Annotated in this window: 14 protein-coding genes and 1 pseudogene; 12 read left to right on the top strand and 3 right to left on the bottom strand. The window is 35.3% G+C overall.

The features are described from left to right. The first annotated feature begins 4 nt into the window (after positions 1–4). The 6 genes and pseudogenes from BM183_RS09935 to BM183_RS09960 all read left to right on the top strand — a co-directional run bounded on the left by BM183_RS09935 (position 5) and on the right by BM183_RS09960 (position 8,823). Positions 5–1,390: a sulfatase family protein gene (locus tag BM183_RS09935; protein ID WP_091686591.1), complete on the top strand. Its 1,386-nt coding sequence runs from the start codon at positions 5–7 to the stop codon at positions 1,388–1,390. A 61-nt stretch (positions 1,391–1,451) separates the two neighbouring features. Continuing rightward, on the top strand, positions 1,452–1,850 hold the full coding sequence (locus BM183_RS21265) for a polysaccharide lyase family 8 super-sandwich domain-containing protein (RefSeq protein WP_091686593.1): 399 nt from the start codon (positions 1,452–1,454) through the stop codon (positions 1,848–1,850). A gap of 23 nt (positions 1,851–1,873) precedes the next feature. After that, positions 1,874–5,466: pseudogene (locus BM183_RS09945) on the top strand (polysaccharide lyase 8 family protein); the annotation flags it as partial. Between the two features lie 1,473 nt (positions 5,467–6,939). Beyond that, positions 6,940–7,149 carry an Ig-like domain-containing protein gene (locus tag BM183_RS21015; RefSeq protein ID WP_242960964.1) on the top strand — a complete coding sequence of 70 codons (210 nt, stop codon included), beginning with the start codon at positions 6,940–6,942 and terminating at the stop codon, positions 7,147–7,149. A gap of 214 nt (positions 7,150–7,363) precedes the next feature. Then, entirely contained in the window at positions 7,364–7,999 is a 636-nt protein-coding gene (locus BM183_RS09955) for a TetR/AcrR family transcriptional regulator (RefSeq protein WP_091686598.1), read from the top strand. 131 nt (positions 8,000–8,130) lie between these two features. Next, positions 8,131–8,823: a M23 family metallopeptidase gene (locus tag BM183_RS09960; RefSeq protein WP_091686600.1), complete on the top strand. Its 693-nt coding sequence runs from the start codon at positions 8,131–8,133 to the stop codon at positions 8,821–8,823. Positions 8,824–8,950: 127 nt separating this feature from the next. Here BM183_RS09960 and BM183_RS09965 read toward each other — a convergent pair whose 3' ends face one another. The 3 genes from BM183_RS09965 to kduI all read right to left on the bottom strand — a co-directional run bounded on the left by BM183_RS09965 (position 8,951) and on the right by kduI (position 11,606). Continuing rightward, complete coding sequence (locus tag BM183_RS09965; RefSeq protein WP_091686601.1) at positions 8,951–9,745, bottom strand: DUF7402 domain-containing protein; 795 nt, start codon at positions 9,743–9,745, stop codon at positions 8,951–8,953. A 189-nt stretch (positions 9,746–9,934) separates the two neighbouring features. After that, the gene (locus BM183_RS09970) at positions 9,935–10,723 is read right to left on the bottom strand and encodes a gluconate 5-dehydrogenase (protein WP_091686603.1); all 789 of its coding nucleotides are present in this window, start codon (positions 10,721–10,723) and stop codon (positions 9,935–9,937) included. 55 nt (positions 10,724–10,778) lie between these two features. Beyond that, positions 10,779–11,606 carry a 5-dehydro-4-deoxy-D-glucuronate isomerase gene (gene kduI, locus BM183_RS09975; protein ID WP_091686604.1) on the bottom strand — a complete coding sequence of 276 codons (828 nt, stop codon included), beginning with the start codon at positions 11,604–11,606 and terminating at the stop codon, positions 10,779–10,781. 452 nt (positions 11,607–12,058) lie between these two features. On the opposite strand from kduI, the gene BM183_RS09980 reads away from it, so the two are divergent. The 6 genes from BM183_RS09980 to BM183_RS10005 all read left to right on the top strand — a co-directional run bounded on the left by BM183_RS09980 (position 12,059) and on the right by BM183_RS10005 (position 17,538). Next, positions 12,059–12,661 carry a YdcF family protein gene (locus BM183_RS09980; RefSeq protein ID WP_091686606.1) on the top strand — a complete coding sequence of 201 codons (603 nt, stop codon included), beginning with the start codon at positions 12,059–12,061 and terminating at the stop codon, positions 12,659–12,661. Positions 12,662–13,074: 413 nt separating this feature from the next. After that, complete coding sequence (locus BM183_RS09985; RefSeq protein ID WP_091686608.1) at positions 13,075–14,052, top strand: ABC transporter permease; 978 nt, start codon at positions 13,075–13,077, stop codon at positions 14,050–14,052. A 319-nt stretch (positions 14,053–14,371) separates the two neighbouring features. Continuing rightward, the gene (locus tag BM183_RS09990; protein ID WP_091686687.1) at positions 14,372–15,256 is read left to right on the top strand and encodes an ABC transporter permease; all 885 of its coding nucleotides are present in this window, start codon (positions 14,372–14,374) and stop codon (positions 15,254–15,256) included. Between the two features lie 70 nt (positions 15,257–15,326). After that, positions 15,327–16,340: an ABC transporter ATP-binding protein gene (locus BM183_RS09995; protein ID WP_091686610.1), complete on the top strand. Its 1,014-nt coding sequence runs from the start codon at positions 15,327–15,329 to the stop codon at positions 16,338–16,340. After that, positions 16,331–17,335 carry an ABC transporter ATP-binding protein gene (locus tag BM183_RS10000; protein WP_091686612.1) on the top strand — a complete coding sequence of 335 codons (1,005 nt, stop codon included), beginning with the start codon at positions 16,331–16,333 and terminating at the stop codon, positions 17,333–17,335. Before BM183_RS09995 ends, BM183_RS10000 begins: the two co-directional genes overlap by 10 nt. Next, positions 17,287–17,538: a hypothetical protein gene (locus BM183_RS10005; protein WP_091686614.1), complete on the top strand. Its 252-nt coding sequence runs from the start codon at positions 17,287–17,289 to the stop codon at positions 17,536–17,538. Before BM183_RS10000 ends, BM183_RS10005 begins: the two co-directional genes overlap by 49 nt. Positions 17,539–17,635 lie beyond the last annotated feature (97 nt).

A 17,635-nucleotide genomic window follows, 5' to 3' on the forward strand; every position in this document is an offset into this window, starting at 1 on the left:
AGTTATGTCTCGCAGAACGAACCTTTTATATATATTTGCTGACCAATGGAGAGCACAAGGAGTAGGTTATGCTAATGAGGATGCAGTACTAACACCAAATATTGATCAGTTTGCAAAGGAAAGTATGGTATTTTCCAATGCTGTTAGTACGTTTCCCCTTTGCTCTCCTCACAGAGCCTCTTTAATGACAGGAAAATACCCTTTTAATGCAGGAATGTGGACCAATTGTAAGAATGGTTTAGATGAAGTTATTATGCTAAAACCACAAGAGGTTTGTATCGGCAATGTGTTAAAAGAGAATGGGTATCGTACCGGTTATATTGGAAAGTGGCATCTTGATGCTGCGGAAACGAATTTTCATGACAAGCCTAAATCAGGGGCAGTGGATTGGGATGCTTATACACCTCCGGGTGAACGCCGTCAGGGGTTTGATTATTGGCTTTCATACGGGGCAGATGATAATCATCTGGATCCTCATTATTGGGCAGATAGTGATGAACAAATAAAGCCTAAGAAATGGTCCGTGGAATATGAAACAGATAAAGCATTAGAATATATGATTAATATGAATCAAAAGGACGAACCATTTGCATTATTTTTATCTTATAATCCACCTCATTTGCCTTACGAACTTGTGCCAAATGAGTATTATGAAAGATATAAAGAGGAACCGGTTCATTTTAGAGAAAATGTACCAAAAGAATATCAGACAGAAGAATTAAAAACCATTACAAGGCAGTATTTTGCAGCTATTAGCGGAGTGGATTCCCAGTTCAAAAGAATATATGATTTCCTGAAAGAAAATCATATGGAAGAGAATACCTTGGTAGTATTATCTGCTGATCACGGTGAAATGCTTGGTTCTCACGGTTTAATGAGTAAAAATATATGGTATGAGGAAGCAATAAGAATTCCTTTGATGATCCGTAAAAAGGGGAGTATTGAGCATAGAACCAATGAAGTAATGTTTGCCAGTCCGGATCATATGCCTACTTTATTAGATTTATTGGACTTGGAGGTACCGGATACATGTCAGGGATATAGTCATAAGAACAATATATTTGATATATCTGCTGAGGAGCCTCAACATGCATTTATATGCTCTTATCCCGGAATGCCTAAGATGGTGAAAGAATTCCAGAAAAGAGGTTTAAACCATAAGTGTTTTGGTTGGAGAGGAGTTCGAACTAAACGGTACACTTATGTTGTGCATAATGGTTATACCCCTGATGAGGAACGAAAAATACTGCTATATGATAATAAGCAGGATCCCTATCAATTAACTCCTGCAGTAGTGGAAGATAGAAAGCAAAATGAGTTAATTATGGAATTAGACGGTTACTTAAAAGATTATTTAGAAAAAACAGGAGATCCATTTTTGTTAGATTAAAGTAATTATATGGTGGATAAAATCCACTAGTTAAAAGAAGGTAAACTTAAGGAGAGTGTTTATGAAACAAAAGATGAGAGTAAAAGTGATAAGTTTTATCATGGCATTCATTTTAGTAGTACAGACATTTATGGGATCATCAGGACTAATAATTGCAAAAGCTTCTTCTGCTCCGGAGCTGGAAGAGGGCATATCACAACAGAATTTACAAAATCTAAATGGAATAAATGTGGCAAGTGGAAGTGCTATAGATGTAAAAGCTAACCAGTGGCAAATTCCGGAGTATGAAACGGGTTTTACAGTAGATCCGGAGACTGGTATGACTATTATCCAATCAGAGGATGATTCTGATTATTATAGGGATAATTATTGGAATACATTAGATAAGAACAAACTACCGGGAACTACGGTTTTGGCTTCTGAAGTAGTAAATGTAGTTTCGGAAGCAGTATTGGGGTAGACGGTGTATGGCATGGGGCGAAGCTGGATGATACCAATTTTATAAGTGGAATAAAATTAAATCAGGATGTAAGTGCACAAAAATCATATTTTGCATTTGATGATCAAATGGCTTGTTTTGGAACCGGAATTAGTAATATATCAGAAGATCCTACAAGAGATGTACACACTATCATTGATAATATTAAATTTGATGAAAATGCAAAGGATAAATTAGTTTTAAGATACTCAACAAAAACAATTTCAGCTTGGATTAACAGCACTTTTTGTCCATTGGGTAATACCTATACCTATATGGATAATCCGGGGAATCTTTCATCAAATAAGCATTGGGCCCTGTCTCTGACTAACGGTTCAACTGTTGGTACAGGTTACTATTTTAAGCCCAATGAGAAAGATTTAAATTTTAGATTTGTTGAAAATACAGATGAATTTAATAATAAAAAGACATATTTAGAATTATGGCTTAATCATGGTATTTCAAAAAATGCAAGTTATTCCTATTATATCTTTAAAAATCTGAAAGCATCAGAAGGGGCTGGAACACTCAGAGATTACATGGATAAAAATATAGCTGCAACTATAGCAAATACAAAAGATGTTCAAGCTGCCTATTATAAAGAAACCAATACAGTCAGTGCAAATATCTGGACAGAAAAGGGAGCTGCTGTAGAATACAGTGCTATTGATAATTTTACTGTTAATTCTCAGGCATCTGTTATGATGAGAAAACAGGCAGGAATTCTAGAAGCAGCCATTGCTGAACCAACAGGAATGAGTCAAGGAACAATAGAAGTGGTAATCGATACCAATGGATACGAAGTGGTTGCCAAAGATGAGAATATTTCTATAGACCTTACAACGCCTGGAAAAATCAAACTAAGTATTGATGCAACCGGAAAGAATGGGGAAACATCAAAAGTGAGTATTAATACAATACCACCTGCACTGGACGGTAATTTAAGCGAATTCAGTATAGTAAAAGGAAAATCTGCTCTCATACCCACACCGGAAGGATTTGAAGGACCGGTTACCTGGACATCCATCTTTAAAAATGTGAATGGACAGCCTATTAAAAATGTAGGAAGTTCAAAAATTAAAGAAGAATTAAAACCGGGTGAAACAGATGGAAACCGAAAGGAAGGAATCACTTCCACTTCTCACATTGCAAGTATGGAAGGGATTGCTGAGGGCGGGCTGTTTTCAGCAAAAGAAAAAGGAACTGTTTATGTAATTGCTGAAGATAAGAATGGTCAAAAAAGAGAATGGAAAGTAAATATAGCTTTCACGGAGAGTGAAAATCTGCCGGTTGTTGAACCACAGGATTATAAAGCTTTAAGAGAAAAGTGGATCGGTCTATTGGTAGGAAAAAATATTGATAAAAACGATCCTGCAACAATGGCAGCAGTAGAAAAAATCAATAGCCAGGCCCAAGAAATATGGAACCGTTACAGTTATAAAAATCAGCCTCAATGCGGTGGAATTCCTTGGAAGGATGAAGAAGGAGCAACTGGAAATCCCAATATTGAATATCAAAGAGATGCAGTAGAATTTCGTTCTGCATTTAAGAATGTATTAGTAATGGCAAAAGCATATCAGGTAGAACATGGGGAATTATATCATAATAGGGAAATGTTAGAAGACATGATCCATATATTAGACTGGCTTACCACCAACTGTTATAATCCACAATCTGAGACAGATAACTGGTGGACTTGGGAAATTGGTATACCAAAAGACCTTACCCCTACATTAATATTGTTATCCGATGAGTTAACACCGGAGCAAATTGCAGAATATACAGAGGGAATTCTATTCTTTCAACCGGATCCTTTCCATGGTGGTGCAATTGGAACTGCTTCCACACATGTAGAAGGATACCGTATGCAATATGCAGCTAACCGGGTGGATAATTCCATTACTGCTATGGGACTAGGATTGCTGCTAGAAGATAATGAGCAGATGTATTTGGCACAGTTAGCATCTTCTTCTGTATTAGAATTTCAAAAGGTAGAAGATAGTACCCTTTTAGCAAAGAATGGGTTTGAAAATGGTTTTTATGCTGATGGTTCTTATATTGATCATCAAAATATTCCTTACGCCGGTTCTTATGGAATTGTTGTCTTAGATGGTATTGCAAATGTTTCATCTGTCCTTGGCAATTCACCTTGGCAATATGATCAGGAAAAAAGTGACATTTTAAAAACAATATTATTAAATACCTATGGAATTGGTGTATACAACGGATTAATGTTAGATATGTTCAGAGGAAGAGCAGTTGCAAGAAATAATGTGACGGATCAGACCATTGGATGGCAAGTAATTAATAATGCTATACTTTCCTTAGATTCTGTAGAAGGACAAGAAAAACAAGAATTACAAAATTATATTAAGAACTGGGTATCTTCCAATTCCGGTTATTTAGATTCCTTAACAGAGTTGAACCAATTAAGTATAAAACAAAAAGCCCAAGCCATAATCAATGATGCAAAAATTACAGGTAACATTCCGGCAGTACATCAAAATTATCCTCTAATGGACAGAGCAGTACATAGAACATCAAATTGGTTATTTGGTGTAAGCATGTTCTCAGAAAGAATTAATAATACCGAAATTATGAATGGAGAGAACCTGTATGGATGGCACCAGGGAGATGGTATGACTTATCTGTATAATAAGGATTTTTCACATTATACTTCTGGAATACGGTGAACCCATTCCGTTTACCGGGAACTACAACGGTTTCTAAGAATATTGGAAATGGTGAAAAAGACAGCAGCGGTTTCTACCAAAAAGGCGATTACGTATCAAAAGAAGATTGGGTCGGCGGCAGTATGCTATCCAATTATGGGGTTAATGGTATGTCACTTTCGGGAGATGTAGTTTCAGAAGAAATATATGAACCGAATTTAAGAGCTTTAAAATCTTACTTTATGTTTGGTAATCAGATCGTATGTTTAGGAACCGGCATTCATGACGTGGAAAGTCAATATAACGTTGAAACAACGGTGGAAAACAGAAAGTTAAAAGCTGATGGATCAAATAAAATAACGGTGAATGGAAACAAGTTAGAACTTCCGATAATTGATGTTAAAGTATCCGATATTGTGAAAGAAAATGGATTAGGAACTGGAACTGCTTCTATGGAAGGTAAGGACTTAGCAGGGACTGAGTGGATACACATGGAAGGAAACACGGCAGGATCTGATATAGGCTGGTATTTTCCTTCAGGTAATCAAAATCTAAAAGTACGTAAAGTTGCAAGTACAGGAAACTGGAATAATATTAATATTACAGAATCAGGTGATGTAGTTAGTAATTATTTTGAATTGTGGTTTGATCATGGTAAAAATCCGCAAAATGAAGAATACTCTTATGTAATGTTACCAGGCAGAAGTGAAAATGAGTTAAAAGAATATGCCAAGGCTCCATCCATAGAGATTCTTGCCAATAATTCTGATGTACAGGCAGTTTACTATAAAGGAGATAAAGTAACAGGAGCTAATTTCTGGAACGATAAAGAGGTAACAGTTGGTTATATCACATCTAATAAAAAGGCATCTGTAATTGTAAAGGAAGATAAAGACTTATTAGAAATAGGTGTATCAGATCCTACAATGAAGAATACAGGAACAATCGAAATTGATCTTGATAAAGAACTAGACCAAATTATTAGCAGGGATGAAAATGTCACAGTATCTTATGTTGATCAAAAGCTTCATATAAGCGTAGATACGGATAAAACCAATGGAAGTACATCTTATGCAGTAGTTAAAATTAAAAATGAAGATGGTTCCAACAACGGGAACAACGGGAATAACGGAAATAACGGAAATAACGGGAACAACGGGAACAACGGGAACAATGGAAATAACGGGAACAATGGAAATAACGGAAATAACGGGAACAACGGAAATAACGGGAACAACGGAAACAATGGAGATAACGGGAACAATGGAAATAACGGAAACAATGGGAATAACGGGAACAACGGAAATAACGGAAACAACGGGAATTCCAACAACGGTAATTCTACAACAAAGAAATCCGAGACGGTTGACAGGGTTAATAATCAAGTCATTATGACAACTGTTACATCAGGCAGAGATGAGCATAATAATCAGGTTGATTGGGTGGAGGAAACTATTAAGAGCCTGGAAACAGGTGAGGTTATTAAGGTTAGAAAAAAAGTTAATTTAGTTGATGCTAAAACCGGTGAAAAAGTAGAAACAGAACTGGTAAAAGATGCTAAGGGAAATATCCTAAAAGCGGCGGTTAGTACTAATACCGAAAGTATTACAAAAGAAGTTAATAAGAAAAAGGCCGTTATAACAGCAAAATTTTCACATAGGAATATCTTATGGGCAATTGCAGAAACATCAAAAGATGAGATTGATAATATTGTTTATGAAGCCAAATTATTATTACCTATTGATAAACTTATAAAAGAATTAAAGAAATCCACAATTAAAGAGTTTGAATTAAACATTGAGCTGGCCAAAGAATTAATGAATGCATCCGATGTAACCATATCCAATATTGATGTGAGTAAGGAATTGATTCAGGCTGCAAAAGAAAAATCTGCCAATATCAGTCTATTTGTTAAAAACCCTAACAATGATAAACTATATTCATGGTCTATAAATGGCAAAGACTTAAAAAAATCTAATAAAAAGATAACAGATATCAATCTGGCATTAAAGACATTTAAAGCAAATGAATTAAAACCATTGTATAAGGCATTAACAGGGGAAAGGAATAAGCCAGAAGGTATAGTTATAAGATTCGAACATGAAGGTGAATTGCCTGCATTAGCAACAATTAAACTATATAACAATCAAAAAATAAAATACCCAAAAGGCCAGAAGTTACATTTGTATCACTACAATGATGAAGCTGCAAAGTTTTATGAATTATATTACAATGAATGTAATGTAGTGGACAAACAAACAATAGAACTAAAAATACAACATTGTTCTGACTATGTAATTTTACCACAGACATTATCCAATAAAGTGGTTGTTTCCTTATTAGATCAGGTTTCTGTGCCATCAAAAGTAAACACAGAAATAGGAAAAAAGAAAAAGCTAATGGTAAATTCAACTGAAAATGCTAAAGTTTCATATGAAAGCAGTAATAAGAATATTGTTACAGTTGATAAAACAGGAACTGTAGTTGGAAAAAAACAAGGTAAAGCAATAGTTAAAATAAAAGTATCCATAAAAGGAAAAGAAAGAGTTTTAAAAACAGAAGTAAAAGTTTTAAAAACAAGCAATGAAAAGATTTTAAAAAATAAGTAATGTGAATTAGAACGTGTCGCAAAATAGACTTTTTAGTTTATGCTGTGGCACGTCTTTTTGCTTATCTTTTGACATTACACTTGCCCTGTTTGCCCTTTCCCGGAAGGTTTGAAAATACACATGTATAAGTAAAAAATCATCATTGACCTTTTAGGTAAAAGGGGATATAATGAAATTGACCTAATAGGTAAATGGCGAGAAAGGATGGTCTTTTATGTCTATAAAATTATTGGATTTGGAACCCCAAAGGCGCGATGCTATCTTAAATGCGGCACTGAAAGAATTTGCGTTAAAAGGATTTGACAATGCTTCAACAAATGTAATTGCAAAGGAAGCCGGGATTTCCAAAGCCTTGATGTTTCATTATGTAAACAGTAAACAGGAACTTTTTCAGTTTGTGTATGACTACTTCACGGAACTTCTTAATAAAGAATATTTTATGAAAATGGATTTTAAGGAAACAGATCTTTTTGAAAGGCTACGTCAATCATATATTCTTCAAATTGAATTACTGAAACAGTATCCGTGGATTTTTGAGTTTAGCAAACTTTCCGCCACAACTAACTCTGCTGAAGTAGACAAAGAACTTCAGAATAGAGTAGACAAAAAGCAATTATCATGTGACAATAAAATATTTGATATGATTGATTTTTCGAAGTTTAAAGCTGGTCTGAACGTTGATAAATGCAAACAATTTATTCTTTGGGCTAATGTAGGATTTACTAATGAAATAATTGACGATATTAGGAATTCCCAAACATCCAATTTGGACTATCAACATATCATTGCAACACTTGACGAATACTTTGATGAACTTAGGAAAGTTTTCTATAGGTCAAGCAATAATTAAAGAGTTTTAATGGGAATTTTAAGGTGGAATAAAAAAGCACATGCCTGCGGGTATCTGTATTGGCACTTGCCTTGATAGCACTTATTAATTTGAATAATGCAGGTAAAGAATAGGCGGATGGGAGTAATGAGATGATTGAAGCGCGTGAGCCGATAATTGTAGAGTTTCCTTTGAGGGGAGAATGGCTCTCTCCTAACACTCCAGGGACAACAATTCCTAGCCACGGAACAGACCAGTTAGGAACAAGATATGCTTATGACTTTATACAAGTGGATTGGAAAAGAACGGGCTGGCCCGCCTATGGCGTTAGCCTGCTGCAATATCTTCTTTTTGGGGTTTCCTTAAATGACTATTATTGTTGGGGCCAAGATGTATATGCACCTTGCGATGGGATTGTTATCCAGGCAGAGGATGGTTATGAAGAACGAGCACGAACGAATTTGTTTTCAGATATATCTAATGCTTATAAAAACGCTCATTATTTCGATCCCAAAAAAGACGACGTACAATCAGTTGCAGGCAACTATATTATTATGAAATGTAACGACAATGTATATGCCGCCTGCGTCCATCTTCAAACAGGGTCTATTCAGGTTACAGTTGGTCAGGATGTAAAAAAAGGTGAAGTTATTGGCAGAGTCGGTCATTCCGGTAATTCCTTTGCTCCACATTTGCATTTTCAACTTATGGACAGCAGCGACATAGCTACTGCAAACGGATTGCCTTGTGCTTTTGAACAATATGAAGTATTCCAAGATGGAGAATGGAAAAAAGTAGTTAATGCTATTCCCACAAATAAAGATAGGATAAGATTTGGTTCCTAATCTATAAGAGGCTATTAAGCTGATAGTTTTGACTATAGAAAAAGAGAATACAAAAACTTAATGATAGTTTTTGTATTCCCAAAAGATATGTAATAAATAAGCATGTATTCTTATATTTTGTTAACCATTAGTTAGCTTCTACTCCATACACTTCAATTTGAGTTAAAGCTGGGAATGGAGAAGGGTCATCTGCCTTAATCAGATTGTTTAACAGTAACCATTCTATCTCTTTTTCTTCCATGTTTAGTATATGCGGCTTATAACTTTTCTCTAATTGCCATTTTATACCAGTACCGTCTGAAAAAGTTAGATTCACTTCTTTCCACCAATTATCATGTGGAAAATCAGCTCTCGTGTATAATACTATTTTATTTATTTTTACTCTGCGTCCGAATTCGAGTTTAAGTTCGGCATCATCCTGTCTGTTAATGCCCCAGGATTGATAAGGCCATTTACCATGGGAACGATTTTCTCTTACACCATCAATTGCATTTCTGGCAGCAAATACGGACTCATCCCGGGTTTCTACGTTGGCAGTAGCATGAGGATAACAGCCAGTATCACCATGTTGATCAAATACATTCAAGGCAAGATTCTTATAATTACCTATCTCTTCATTGGCAGCTAATCGAGCTGACAGTAAGTGGATATTTCCAGAGAAGGAGTTTGGAGAATAAGATATTTTCTTTTCTTCGAAAGGAATATGGTATATCAGTTCGTTCTTTGTTATATATACAAAGGAGGAAGTCATTGCGTCATCTAGTTGTACCATAAGATGGATATCTTTTTCCGTACTTGTTAATATAATTTTATCTCCAGGTTTATATTCTTCTTCGTAAACAAGCATTACTTCATCTTCAGCGGAATGTTCGGCTAATATTTTTCCTTGTTCATTGATAATTTTTAATGATAGTACCGGCATCATAAACCTCCATTTTATTATTTAATATTGGATATGTGATAATGATTAATATGTTTATTAACCTAATCTAAATGTTTTTATTAATATTAACTGTTTGCATTTATTCTGCGTACCCTCAATCTGGTAATTTACATTTTATGAAGTAAAACAGCAGAACTTATATAATCTGCTGTTTTACAAAGGGTATATTTATTTAGGTTGTTTACCTATATAAGCAAGAATACCGCCATCTACATATAAGATATGACCATTTACAAAATCAGAAGCATCGGATGCAAGGAAGACAGAAGGCCCTACTAAATCTTCAGTTTTTCCCCATCTAGCAGCAGGTGTTTTGGATATGATAAAATTGTTGAAAGGATGTCCGTCTTCTCTAAGAGGAGCAGTCTGTGGTGTTTCGATATATCCAGGTCCTATACCATTACATTGAATATTGTATTCACCATATTCAGATGCAATATTCTTTGTCAGCATCTTAAGTCCGCCCTTAGCAGCTGCATAAGCAGATACAGTTTCACGTCCTAATTCACTCATCATGGAACAAATATTAATTATTTTTCCATGTCCTTTTTTAATCATGCCAGGAATTACAGCTTTTGATACGATGAATGGAGCATTTAAGTCTACGTCGATTACTTGTCTGAATTCCTCTGCTTTCATTTCAATCATTGGAATACGTTTGATAATACCAGCGTTATTAACAAGGATATCGATTACGCCTACTTCTTTTTCTATTTTCTGAACCATTTCATTCACTTGATCTTCATTTGTAACATCACATACATAACCGTAAGCTTTAATGCCTAGATTCTTATATGCTTCCAGACCTTGCTCAACAAGCTCTTCTTTAATATCGTTAAAACAAATGGTTGCTCCGGCTTCTGCGTATCCACGTGCAATAGCAAAGCCAATTCCATAAGAAGCACCTGTTACTAATGCTACTTTACCTTCTAAAGAAAAACTATTCATAATACTCATTTGATTTTCCTCCTATATAATAAATCTTAGACTTAATTCTTCACCATGCTATAAATTATTTAATATCGGACATAGCAGCTCCGTCCATATCATCAAAATCTTGATTTTCTCCTACCATACCCCATATAAAGGTATATGCTTGTGTACCGGATCCTGAATGAATAGACCAGCTTGGAGAAATAACTGCTTCTTCATTTCTCATAACAATATGTCTGGTTTCATTTGGTTCACCCATGTAATGGAATACCAATGCATCTTCTGGCATTTCAAAATATAAGTATACTTCCATTCTTCTGTCATGTGTGTGGCAAGGCATGGTATTCCATACACTACCAGGTTTTAAACTAGTCATGCCCATAACTAACTGACAGCTTTCTACCTGTCCCGGAAGAATATATTTTCTAATTGTTCTATGGTTAGAGGATTCTAAAGATCCTAATTCCACAAAAGCGCAATCCTCTGGTTTAATTAATACTGTAGGATATGTCTTATGAGCTGGTGCACTGTTGATGTAGAATTTTGCAGGATTACTTGTATCTGCACTGTTAAACACAATATCTTTTGAACCCATTCCAATATAAATACCATATTTATTTTCTAACTCATAAACAGTTCCATCTATTGTAACGGTACCTTTTCCACCAATGTTGATAATACCCATTTCTCTTCTTTGTAAGAAATATTCTGCTCTTATTTCTTCTCCAGCGGTTAATGTTAATGGTGATAGTGGAACAGCAGCTCCCGTTATGATACGGTCAATATGGCTGTATACTAACTTAATTTCATTTGGTACAAAAAGATTTTGAATTAAAAATTCTTCTCTTAGTCTCTCTGTGGTGTAATGTTTTACATCTTTTGGTGATGACGCTGTTCTGATTTCCATTTTTTATTTCCTCCTTTTAGGATGTACATAAAGTTATTTTAGTTTATGGTATCATTATAACATACGGTTTTTTCTGATTCTTGTCATTTATTGATTGAAAATATGCAAATATTGAACTAGATTGTTATGTATTAGAATTATTGCAATATTCTATATAGCATATAATCTGAAAATAATTTAATATGAAAGGATAGAACCATAAATTAACTATAAATGGTACTAATATCTAATAAAAAGAGTGTAGAAGTTTAATTTTATGGGATGCAATATGAATGGAATTTCATAAAGCTGGGCTGCAAGTATTAGATATTTGTCTATGTAAGAGATAAAACTTGCTTAAACACACATATAACAGCGCACTGGAAAATTAAGTTTACTATTTACAGTAAATTTACTATAATAGATTTTGATATATTAACAAAATAATGACTGTTTATATGAGGTGTTTAAATATGAATGCTATTATTAAAGATATAGGGGAATTTATCTTTGTTGAAAATAGTCCTGAAAAAGCGGATGGGATTATGGTTGTTGGTGGTTCCCACCCTGAATTGGGAGAAAAAGCAGCAGAGCTTTGGAAAAATGGATATGCTCCTTATATATTTATTGGTGGTGGAGTTAGTATAAAATCAGGATCATTTCCGGGTCCAAGATCCAAGGCAGATGTTTATAATAAATCCTATGAAACAGAATATGATTTCTTTTCTGATGTGCTTTTAATAAATGGTGTTCCTCAGAGTGTTATATTAGGTGAAAACCGTTCATCCTATACACGTGAAAATGCTCTGTTTGCAAAAGAGGTTGCAGAAGAAAATCATATTTGTTTAAAAAAAGTGTTATTGATATGCAAAGCCTTTCATGCAAGAAGGTGCCTGATGTTTTATCAAGCTGCATTTCCTGAAGTGGAATTTCTTTTAACACCGGTTAGTGGATATAATATCTCAAAAGACAACTGGTATCTTACTGAATATGGTGTAAAGCGTGTGCTGGGTGAATTGAAAAGGTGCGGCGACCAAATTAACTATGACGATATAAATAATTACATAAATGCTTAATGAGTTTAAGCTATAGAAAAGCAGAAGAGAGTATTAACAATGTTATAAAGTTAATACTCTCTTTTTTGTTATGTTAATTTGATTTTTAAAACAAAATATCATTAATATAATGATTTGTGATATTTTCTAACATACATATATATTTTCATAGCTGGAAATCACTTTTTTATCATATTAATTAAATCAACAGCCATTTTTTGATGTTGTTTAGCTGTATTGTACATGGAAAGGAAGATAATAATGAAATTTTATTTCAAGAATTACAAAAACTATTGACAAAAAGTTTCTCAAGCTGTACTATATGTACATAGACAAAATTTGGTTCAAATACATGATAAAAAGATATTGCGAAAGAAAATAAGGGTAAATATAAAAGAATGAACCAGATTTTAATTATCGGAAGGAGTGCCAATATGCTAAAGAAAATAGGAATTTCAGTATTAACAGTTCTAATAGCCTTAGTGGTAATGTTTTTAGTTATTCAATTCATGCCGGGAGATCCGGTGGATATCATGGCCAATGATATAATGAAAAAAGAGAATATACAATATGACATTGCATATGAAAGAGCCAAGGCTATACTTAATTTTGATCCGGACAAACCGATTCTGGAGCGTTTTATTGATTATTCCCATGGGATCATTACTGGAAATTTGGGAAACAGCATGGCCTACAAAAAAAGTGTGATTAGCATTATACGAGAGGCTTTGCCCTGGACACTTCTTGTTGCATCTTTATCTTTATTTCTTTCGTTCTCAGTGGGAATTCTACTGGGAATATTTATAGCATGGAAGAGAAAAAAGGTTCTAAATTCAGCCTTGATAATATACCAATCTATTCTTGGAGCAATACCGAATTACGTTGTGGCTTATTTGCTGGTATTTTTATTTTCTGTCACTTTGGGCTGGCTTCCGGCCAGAGGGGCATACAGTACATCAACAACGGTGGGCTTTAATTTCCCTTTTATCCTGGATGTATTAAGACATGCGGTGCTTCCGGTACTGGCATTCTTTCTTACAACAGTATCCGGATGGATTTTATCCATGAAAGCGAATTCATTAAGTATTCTTGGAGAAGACTATATCACTTATGCACAGGTAAGAGGTCTTTCCAACAGGAGAATTCTGCTAAGCTATCTCAGCAAGAATGCAATACTTCCAATGATAACCAACTTAGCTATCAGCTTTGGTTTACTGTTTGGAGGCTCACCTTTAATTGAAAATCTATTTTTGTATCCAGGAGTAGGATATTTCTTAAATAATGCAATTGCAAAACGGGATTATACATTAATGCAAGGAATGTTCTTTGTCATTATTATCATGGTGGTAGCATCCAGCCTAATCGCAGAGATCCTTAACAAATATTTAAACCCAAGACTTAGAGAAAGTTAAATCCTAACTTAATCCCGGCATAATTTAATTTTTAAAAAGGGATATGGTGAAATGAGGAAGAGCAAATACCCCAGGACCTTTTGATATAAGAAGTGTGAAGGAAAAGCACTTCACACTTGAAGAACTCCCACATAAGAATCCATTGGAATTCTCATGTAGAACTTCTTCGTCTATTATTTGTGATGTCGCAAAGTGACATCATGTCGGGAAGGTTGAAAGAAAATATACATAAGAAAGGATGCCACGAAATCCTTCTTTCAACCCATCTACTAGTGGCAGTATCATATCTGGAAACAGATATGAATGTATGGATATAGAAATGAAAAAAGGTGAGAAAAGTTATAAATTTAAAAATTCCGGTGGAATAAAAGAAATTCTCATAACCATCTGGAACAATAAGATGTCAAGAATAGGATTGATCATATTACTTGTTTTCCTTGGAATTGCAATGATTGGGCCTATTTTACTGGAAGAACCGAAAGCGGATTACCTTCAAAGGCTTAAACCGCCCTCCAGAGAGCATATACTGGGTACGGATTATTCCGGAAAGGATACACTGGTTCAATTAATATTAGGCTCCAAAGATGTACTGTTAGTGGCATTCTGGGCAGGTGTAATATCTATCTTTATTGCTTGTACTATTGGTATCCTGTCCGGACTGTTGGGGGGAAAGCTTGATGCCATTCTTATGATGATAGCGAATATAGTTGTAACCATACCAAGCTTCCCGGTAACCATGATATTGTCAATGATAATAAAAATTGATAATGAATTCATGTTTGGTTTATTACTTAGTCTATGGTCCTGGGCTGGACTTGCAAAAGCAATCAGAACCCAGGTCTTAACAATCAAGCATAAGGAGTTTATCGAGGCCAGCAAAATTCTTGGATTACGAAAAATTGATATTATCATCAACGACATTATACCCAATATTATTTCTTTCATAGCTGTAAATTTTATTGTAATTATGAAAGATGCAATTATGGCCAGTGTTGGACTGATGTATTTAGGATTAGTGCCTTTTCAGGGAAATCATTGGGGCATGATGATACAGTTGTCACTGACAGCAACCGGAGCGTTGATGGGATCTGGAACCATAGCTTATTTCCTGGCTCCGGTACTTGGAATCGTGTTTTTCCAATTGGGATGTTTCTTATTTGCGTCCGGTTTGGATGAGGCACTTAATCCAAGGTTAAGAGTATAAATTCCGTACAAACAAAAGCCAGGAAATAGAAGAAGCGGCATTATCTGAGATATATAGAAAGGAATAAATTATGGATCCAATCTTAGAAATTAAGAACTTATGTATTGATTTTAAAACTAACCGGGGGATAATCCGGGCCTGCGATGATGTTACAGTTAACTTCAACAGAGGAGATATCATAGGTATTATCGGAGAAAGCGGTAGTGGAAAAACTACCCTTGCCTCCGGTATTTTAAAAACCGTACGGGCACCTGGCAGGATTGCCAGCGGTGAAATACTTTATCATACCCCAAATGGTGAGACAATAGATTTGCTGAAACTATCCGAACATGAATATGCGAAGCACCGTTGGACCAATATTACCACTGTATTTCAGGCGGCTCAGAATGTATTAAACCCCACCTTAAAGATAAAAGAACATTTTATAGAAACTGCCATGGCTCATGATACGGATAAGAAATTTACAAAGAAACAGATACTGGAGAAGGCAGCTATGCTGCTGTCACAGGTGAGACTGGAGGAAAGAATTTTAAACAGTTATCCTCATCAATTATCAGGAGGAATGAAGCAGAGGACAATCATTGCTTTAAGCTTGTTATTGGAACCGGATATGATAATTCTGGATGAACCAACCACAGCCCTGGATGTTATTACTCAATGGTATATTATTGATATTTTGAGAAAAATCCATGAGGAGACAGGGATTACCATGATTTTCATGACACATGACGTTTCTATTATAGGATCGGTGGTGGACCGGATCGGAGTCATGTACTGCGGACAGATGGTGGAGTATGGTAAGGTGGAAGATGTATTTCTTAAACCGTCCCATTCCTATACCTATGGATTGATGAATGCCGTTCCATCTTTAAAGGATGATATTACAAAGCGTAAAGCTATTGCCGGTTATCCGCCTAATCTATTGGAACTGCCAAAAGGATGCAGATTTGGTCCAAGATGTTTTTTAAGTAAGGAAGGGTTATGCCAATCAGAAGAGATAAACATTACAGACATGGTAGATGTGGGTAACGAACAGCTTACACTATGCCCTCATTGGAAGAAGGTGAAAGAACAATGTCATTGATTGAATTGAACAATACAAATATTAGTTTTGCATCAAAGGGCAAGAGAAAAGGCTCTGTTAATGCTCTGGTCGATATGAATCTAACTATTGAAGAAGGAGAAATCCTTGCGGTTGTAGGAGAAAGCGGATGTGGTAAAACTACTCTTGGGAAGGTTATTGCTGATATCTATAAGCCTACCAAAGGTGAAGTCCTTTACTATGGAAAGAATATACATAAATTATCCAAAAAGGAATACGAAGAATACAGACTGGCTGTTCAGATGGTTCATCAGGATTCTTATGCAGCACTTAATCCCAATAAAACAATTTCCCAGTCATTGATATTGCCGCTGTTACGCCACAAGCTTGCTAAGAATAATGATGAAGCACTGGATATCCTGTTTGAATACTTTAATGAAGTTGGCCTGAACCCACCGGAGATATTTCTTGAAAAATATCCCCATCAATTATCAGGTGGGCAAAGGCAGAGAATCCTCCTTGCAAGAGCCTTGTCAGTGCGACCAAAGCTGATTGTAGCAGACGAACCGGTATCCATGGTTGATGTTTCACTGCGAATCTCACTTCTTAATCTTATGGCAAAAATGAATCAAAAATATAAAATTTCATTTATTTACATTACGCATGATTTAGGAACAGCCAGATACATTGCCGCTCATGGCAAAATAATGGTTATGTATTTGGGGAGGTTGATTGAAAGCAATAAGATACAGGAGGCAATAAAGAATCCAATGCATCCTTATTTTCAGGCATTGGTTGCGGCTGTACCGGAAGCGGATTCCAACCGCAGAAGCGAATTTGCCAAAGAGCTTCCACTACGCTCACTGGATATGCCGGATTTGTTAAATCTTCCGGAAGGATGTAAATTCCATCCCAGATGTCCTTATTATAAGGATATCTGCATGCAGGAGGAACCAAAGTTGCGTAATCTGAATGGAGGTATTGTTGCATGTCATCGCGCAGAAGAATACATGAAGATAATAGAGACAGAAGAGTAGATATTGATCTGGAGGAAGTGGCTCATTTCGTGAATAATATTAGTATTTGTTCCGGGGCACTTTTAATCGTAAGCCTTATAGCATTGTTATTAACCGGCAGCAGGCCAGAGACAAATGTGATCTATTTTATGGTGATAGGTATTAATGCCATAGCATTTATTGCAGGAAGGCTTTTTCATAAAAGATATAGCAATAAAGAGTAGAAAAGCAGAGATTTTATTCACTGTTTTATAAATTAAATATAAGAGAAAGGAGGTTAGTGTGTATTATTGAAATGTATAATTCACACCCTGATTTGTG

This window comes from Anaerocolumna aminovalerica (assembly GCF_900115365.1).
Lineage (GTDB): Bacteria > Bacillota > Clostridia > Lachnospirales > Lachnospiraceae > Anaerocolumna > Anaerocolumna aminovalerica.

Excerpts from the sequence above, each read along its gene's own strand:
- BM183_RS21015 (WP_242960964.1), top strand. The coding sequence starts at position 6,940 with ATGGTAAATTCAACTGAAAATGCTAAAGTTTCATATGAAAGCAGTAAT.
- BM183_RS09990 (WP_091686687.1), top strand. The coding sequence starts at position 14,372 with ATGAAAAAAGGTGAGAAAAGTTATAAATTTAAAAATTCCGGTGGAATA.
- BM183_RS09965 (WP_091686601.1), bottom strand. The coding sequence starts at position 9,745 with ATGCCGGTACTATCATTAAAAATTATCAATGAACAAGGAAAAATATTA.
- BM183_RS09960 (WP_091686600.1), top strand. The coding sequence starts at position 8,131 with ATGATTGAAGCGCGTGAGCCGATAATTGTAGAGTTTCCTTTGAGGGGA.
- BM183_RS09955 (WP_091686598.1), top strand. The coding sequence starts at position 7,364 with ATGTCTATAAAATTATTGGATTTGGAACCCCAAAGGCGCGATGCTATC.
- kduI (WP_091686604.1), bottom strand. The coding sequence starts at position 11,606 with ATGGAAATCAGAACAGCGTCATCACCAAAAGATGTAAAACATTACACC.
- BM183_RS09995 (WP_091686610.1), top strand. The coding sequence starts at position 15,327 with ATGGATCCAATCTTAGAAATTAAGAACTTATGTATTGATTTTAAAACT.
- BM183_RS09935 (WP_091686591.1), top strand. The coding sequence starts at position 5 with ATGTCTCGCAGAACGAACCTTTTATATATATTTGCTGACCAATGGAGA.
- BM183_RS09985 (WP_091686608.1), top strand. The coding sequence starts at position 13,075 with ATGCTAAAGAAAATAGGAATTTCAGTATTAACAGTTCTAATAGCCTTA.
- BM183_RS10000 (WP_091686612.1), top strand. The coding sequence starts at position 16,331 with ATGTCATTGATTGAATTGAACAATACAAATATTAGTTTTGCATCAAAG.
- BM183_RS10005 (WP_091686614.1), top strand. The coding sequence starts at position 17,287 with ATGTCATCGCGCAGAAGAATACATGAAGATAATAGAGACAGAAGAGTA.
- BM183_RS21265 (WP_091686593.1), top strand. The coding sequence starts at position 1,452 with ATGAAACAAAAGATGAGAGTAAAAGTGATAAGTTTTATCATGGCATTC.
- BM183_RS09970 (WP_091686603.1), bottom strand. The coding sequence starts at position 10,723 with ATGAGTATTATGAATAGTTTTTCTTTAGAAGGTAAAGTAGCATTAGTA.
- BM183_RS09980 (WP_091686606.1), top strand. The coding sequence starts at position 12,059 with ATGAATGCTATTATTAAAGATATAGGGGAATTTATCTTTGTTGAAAAT.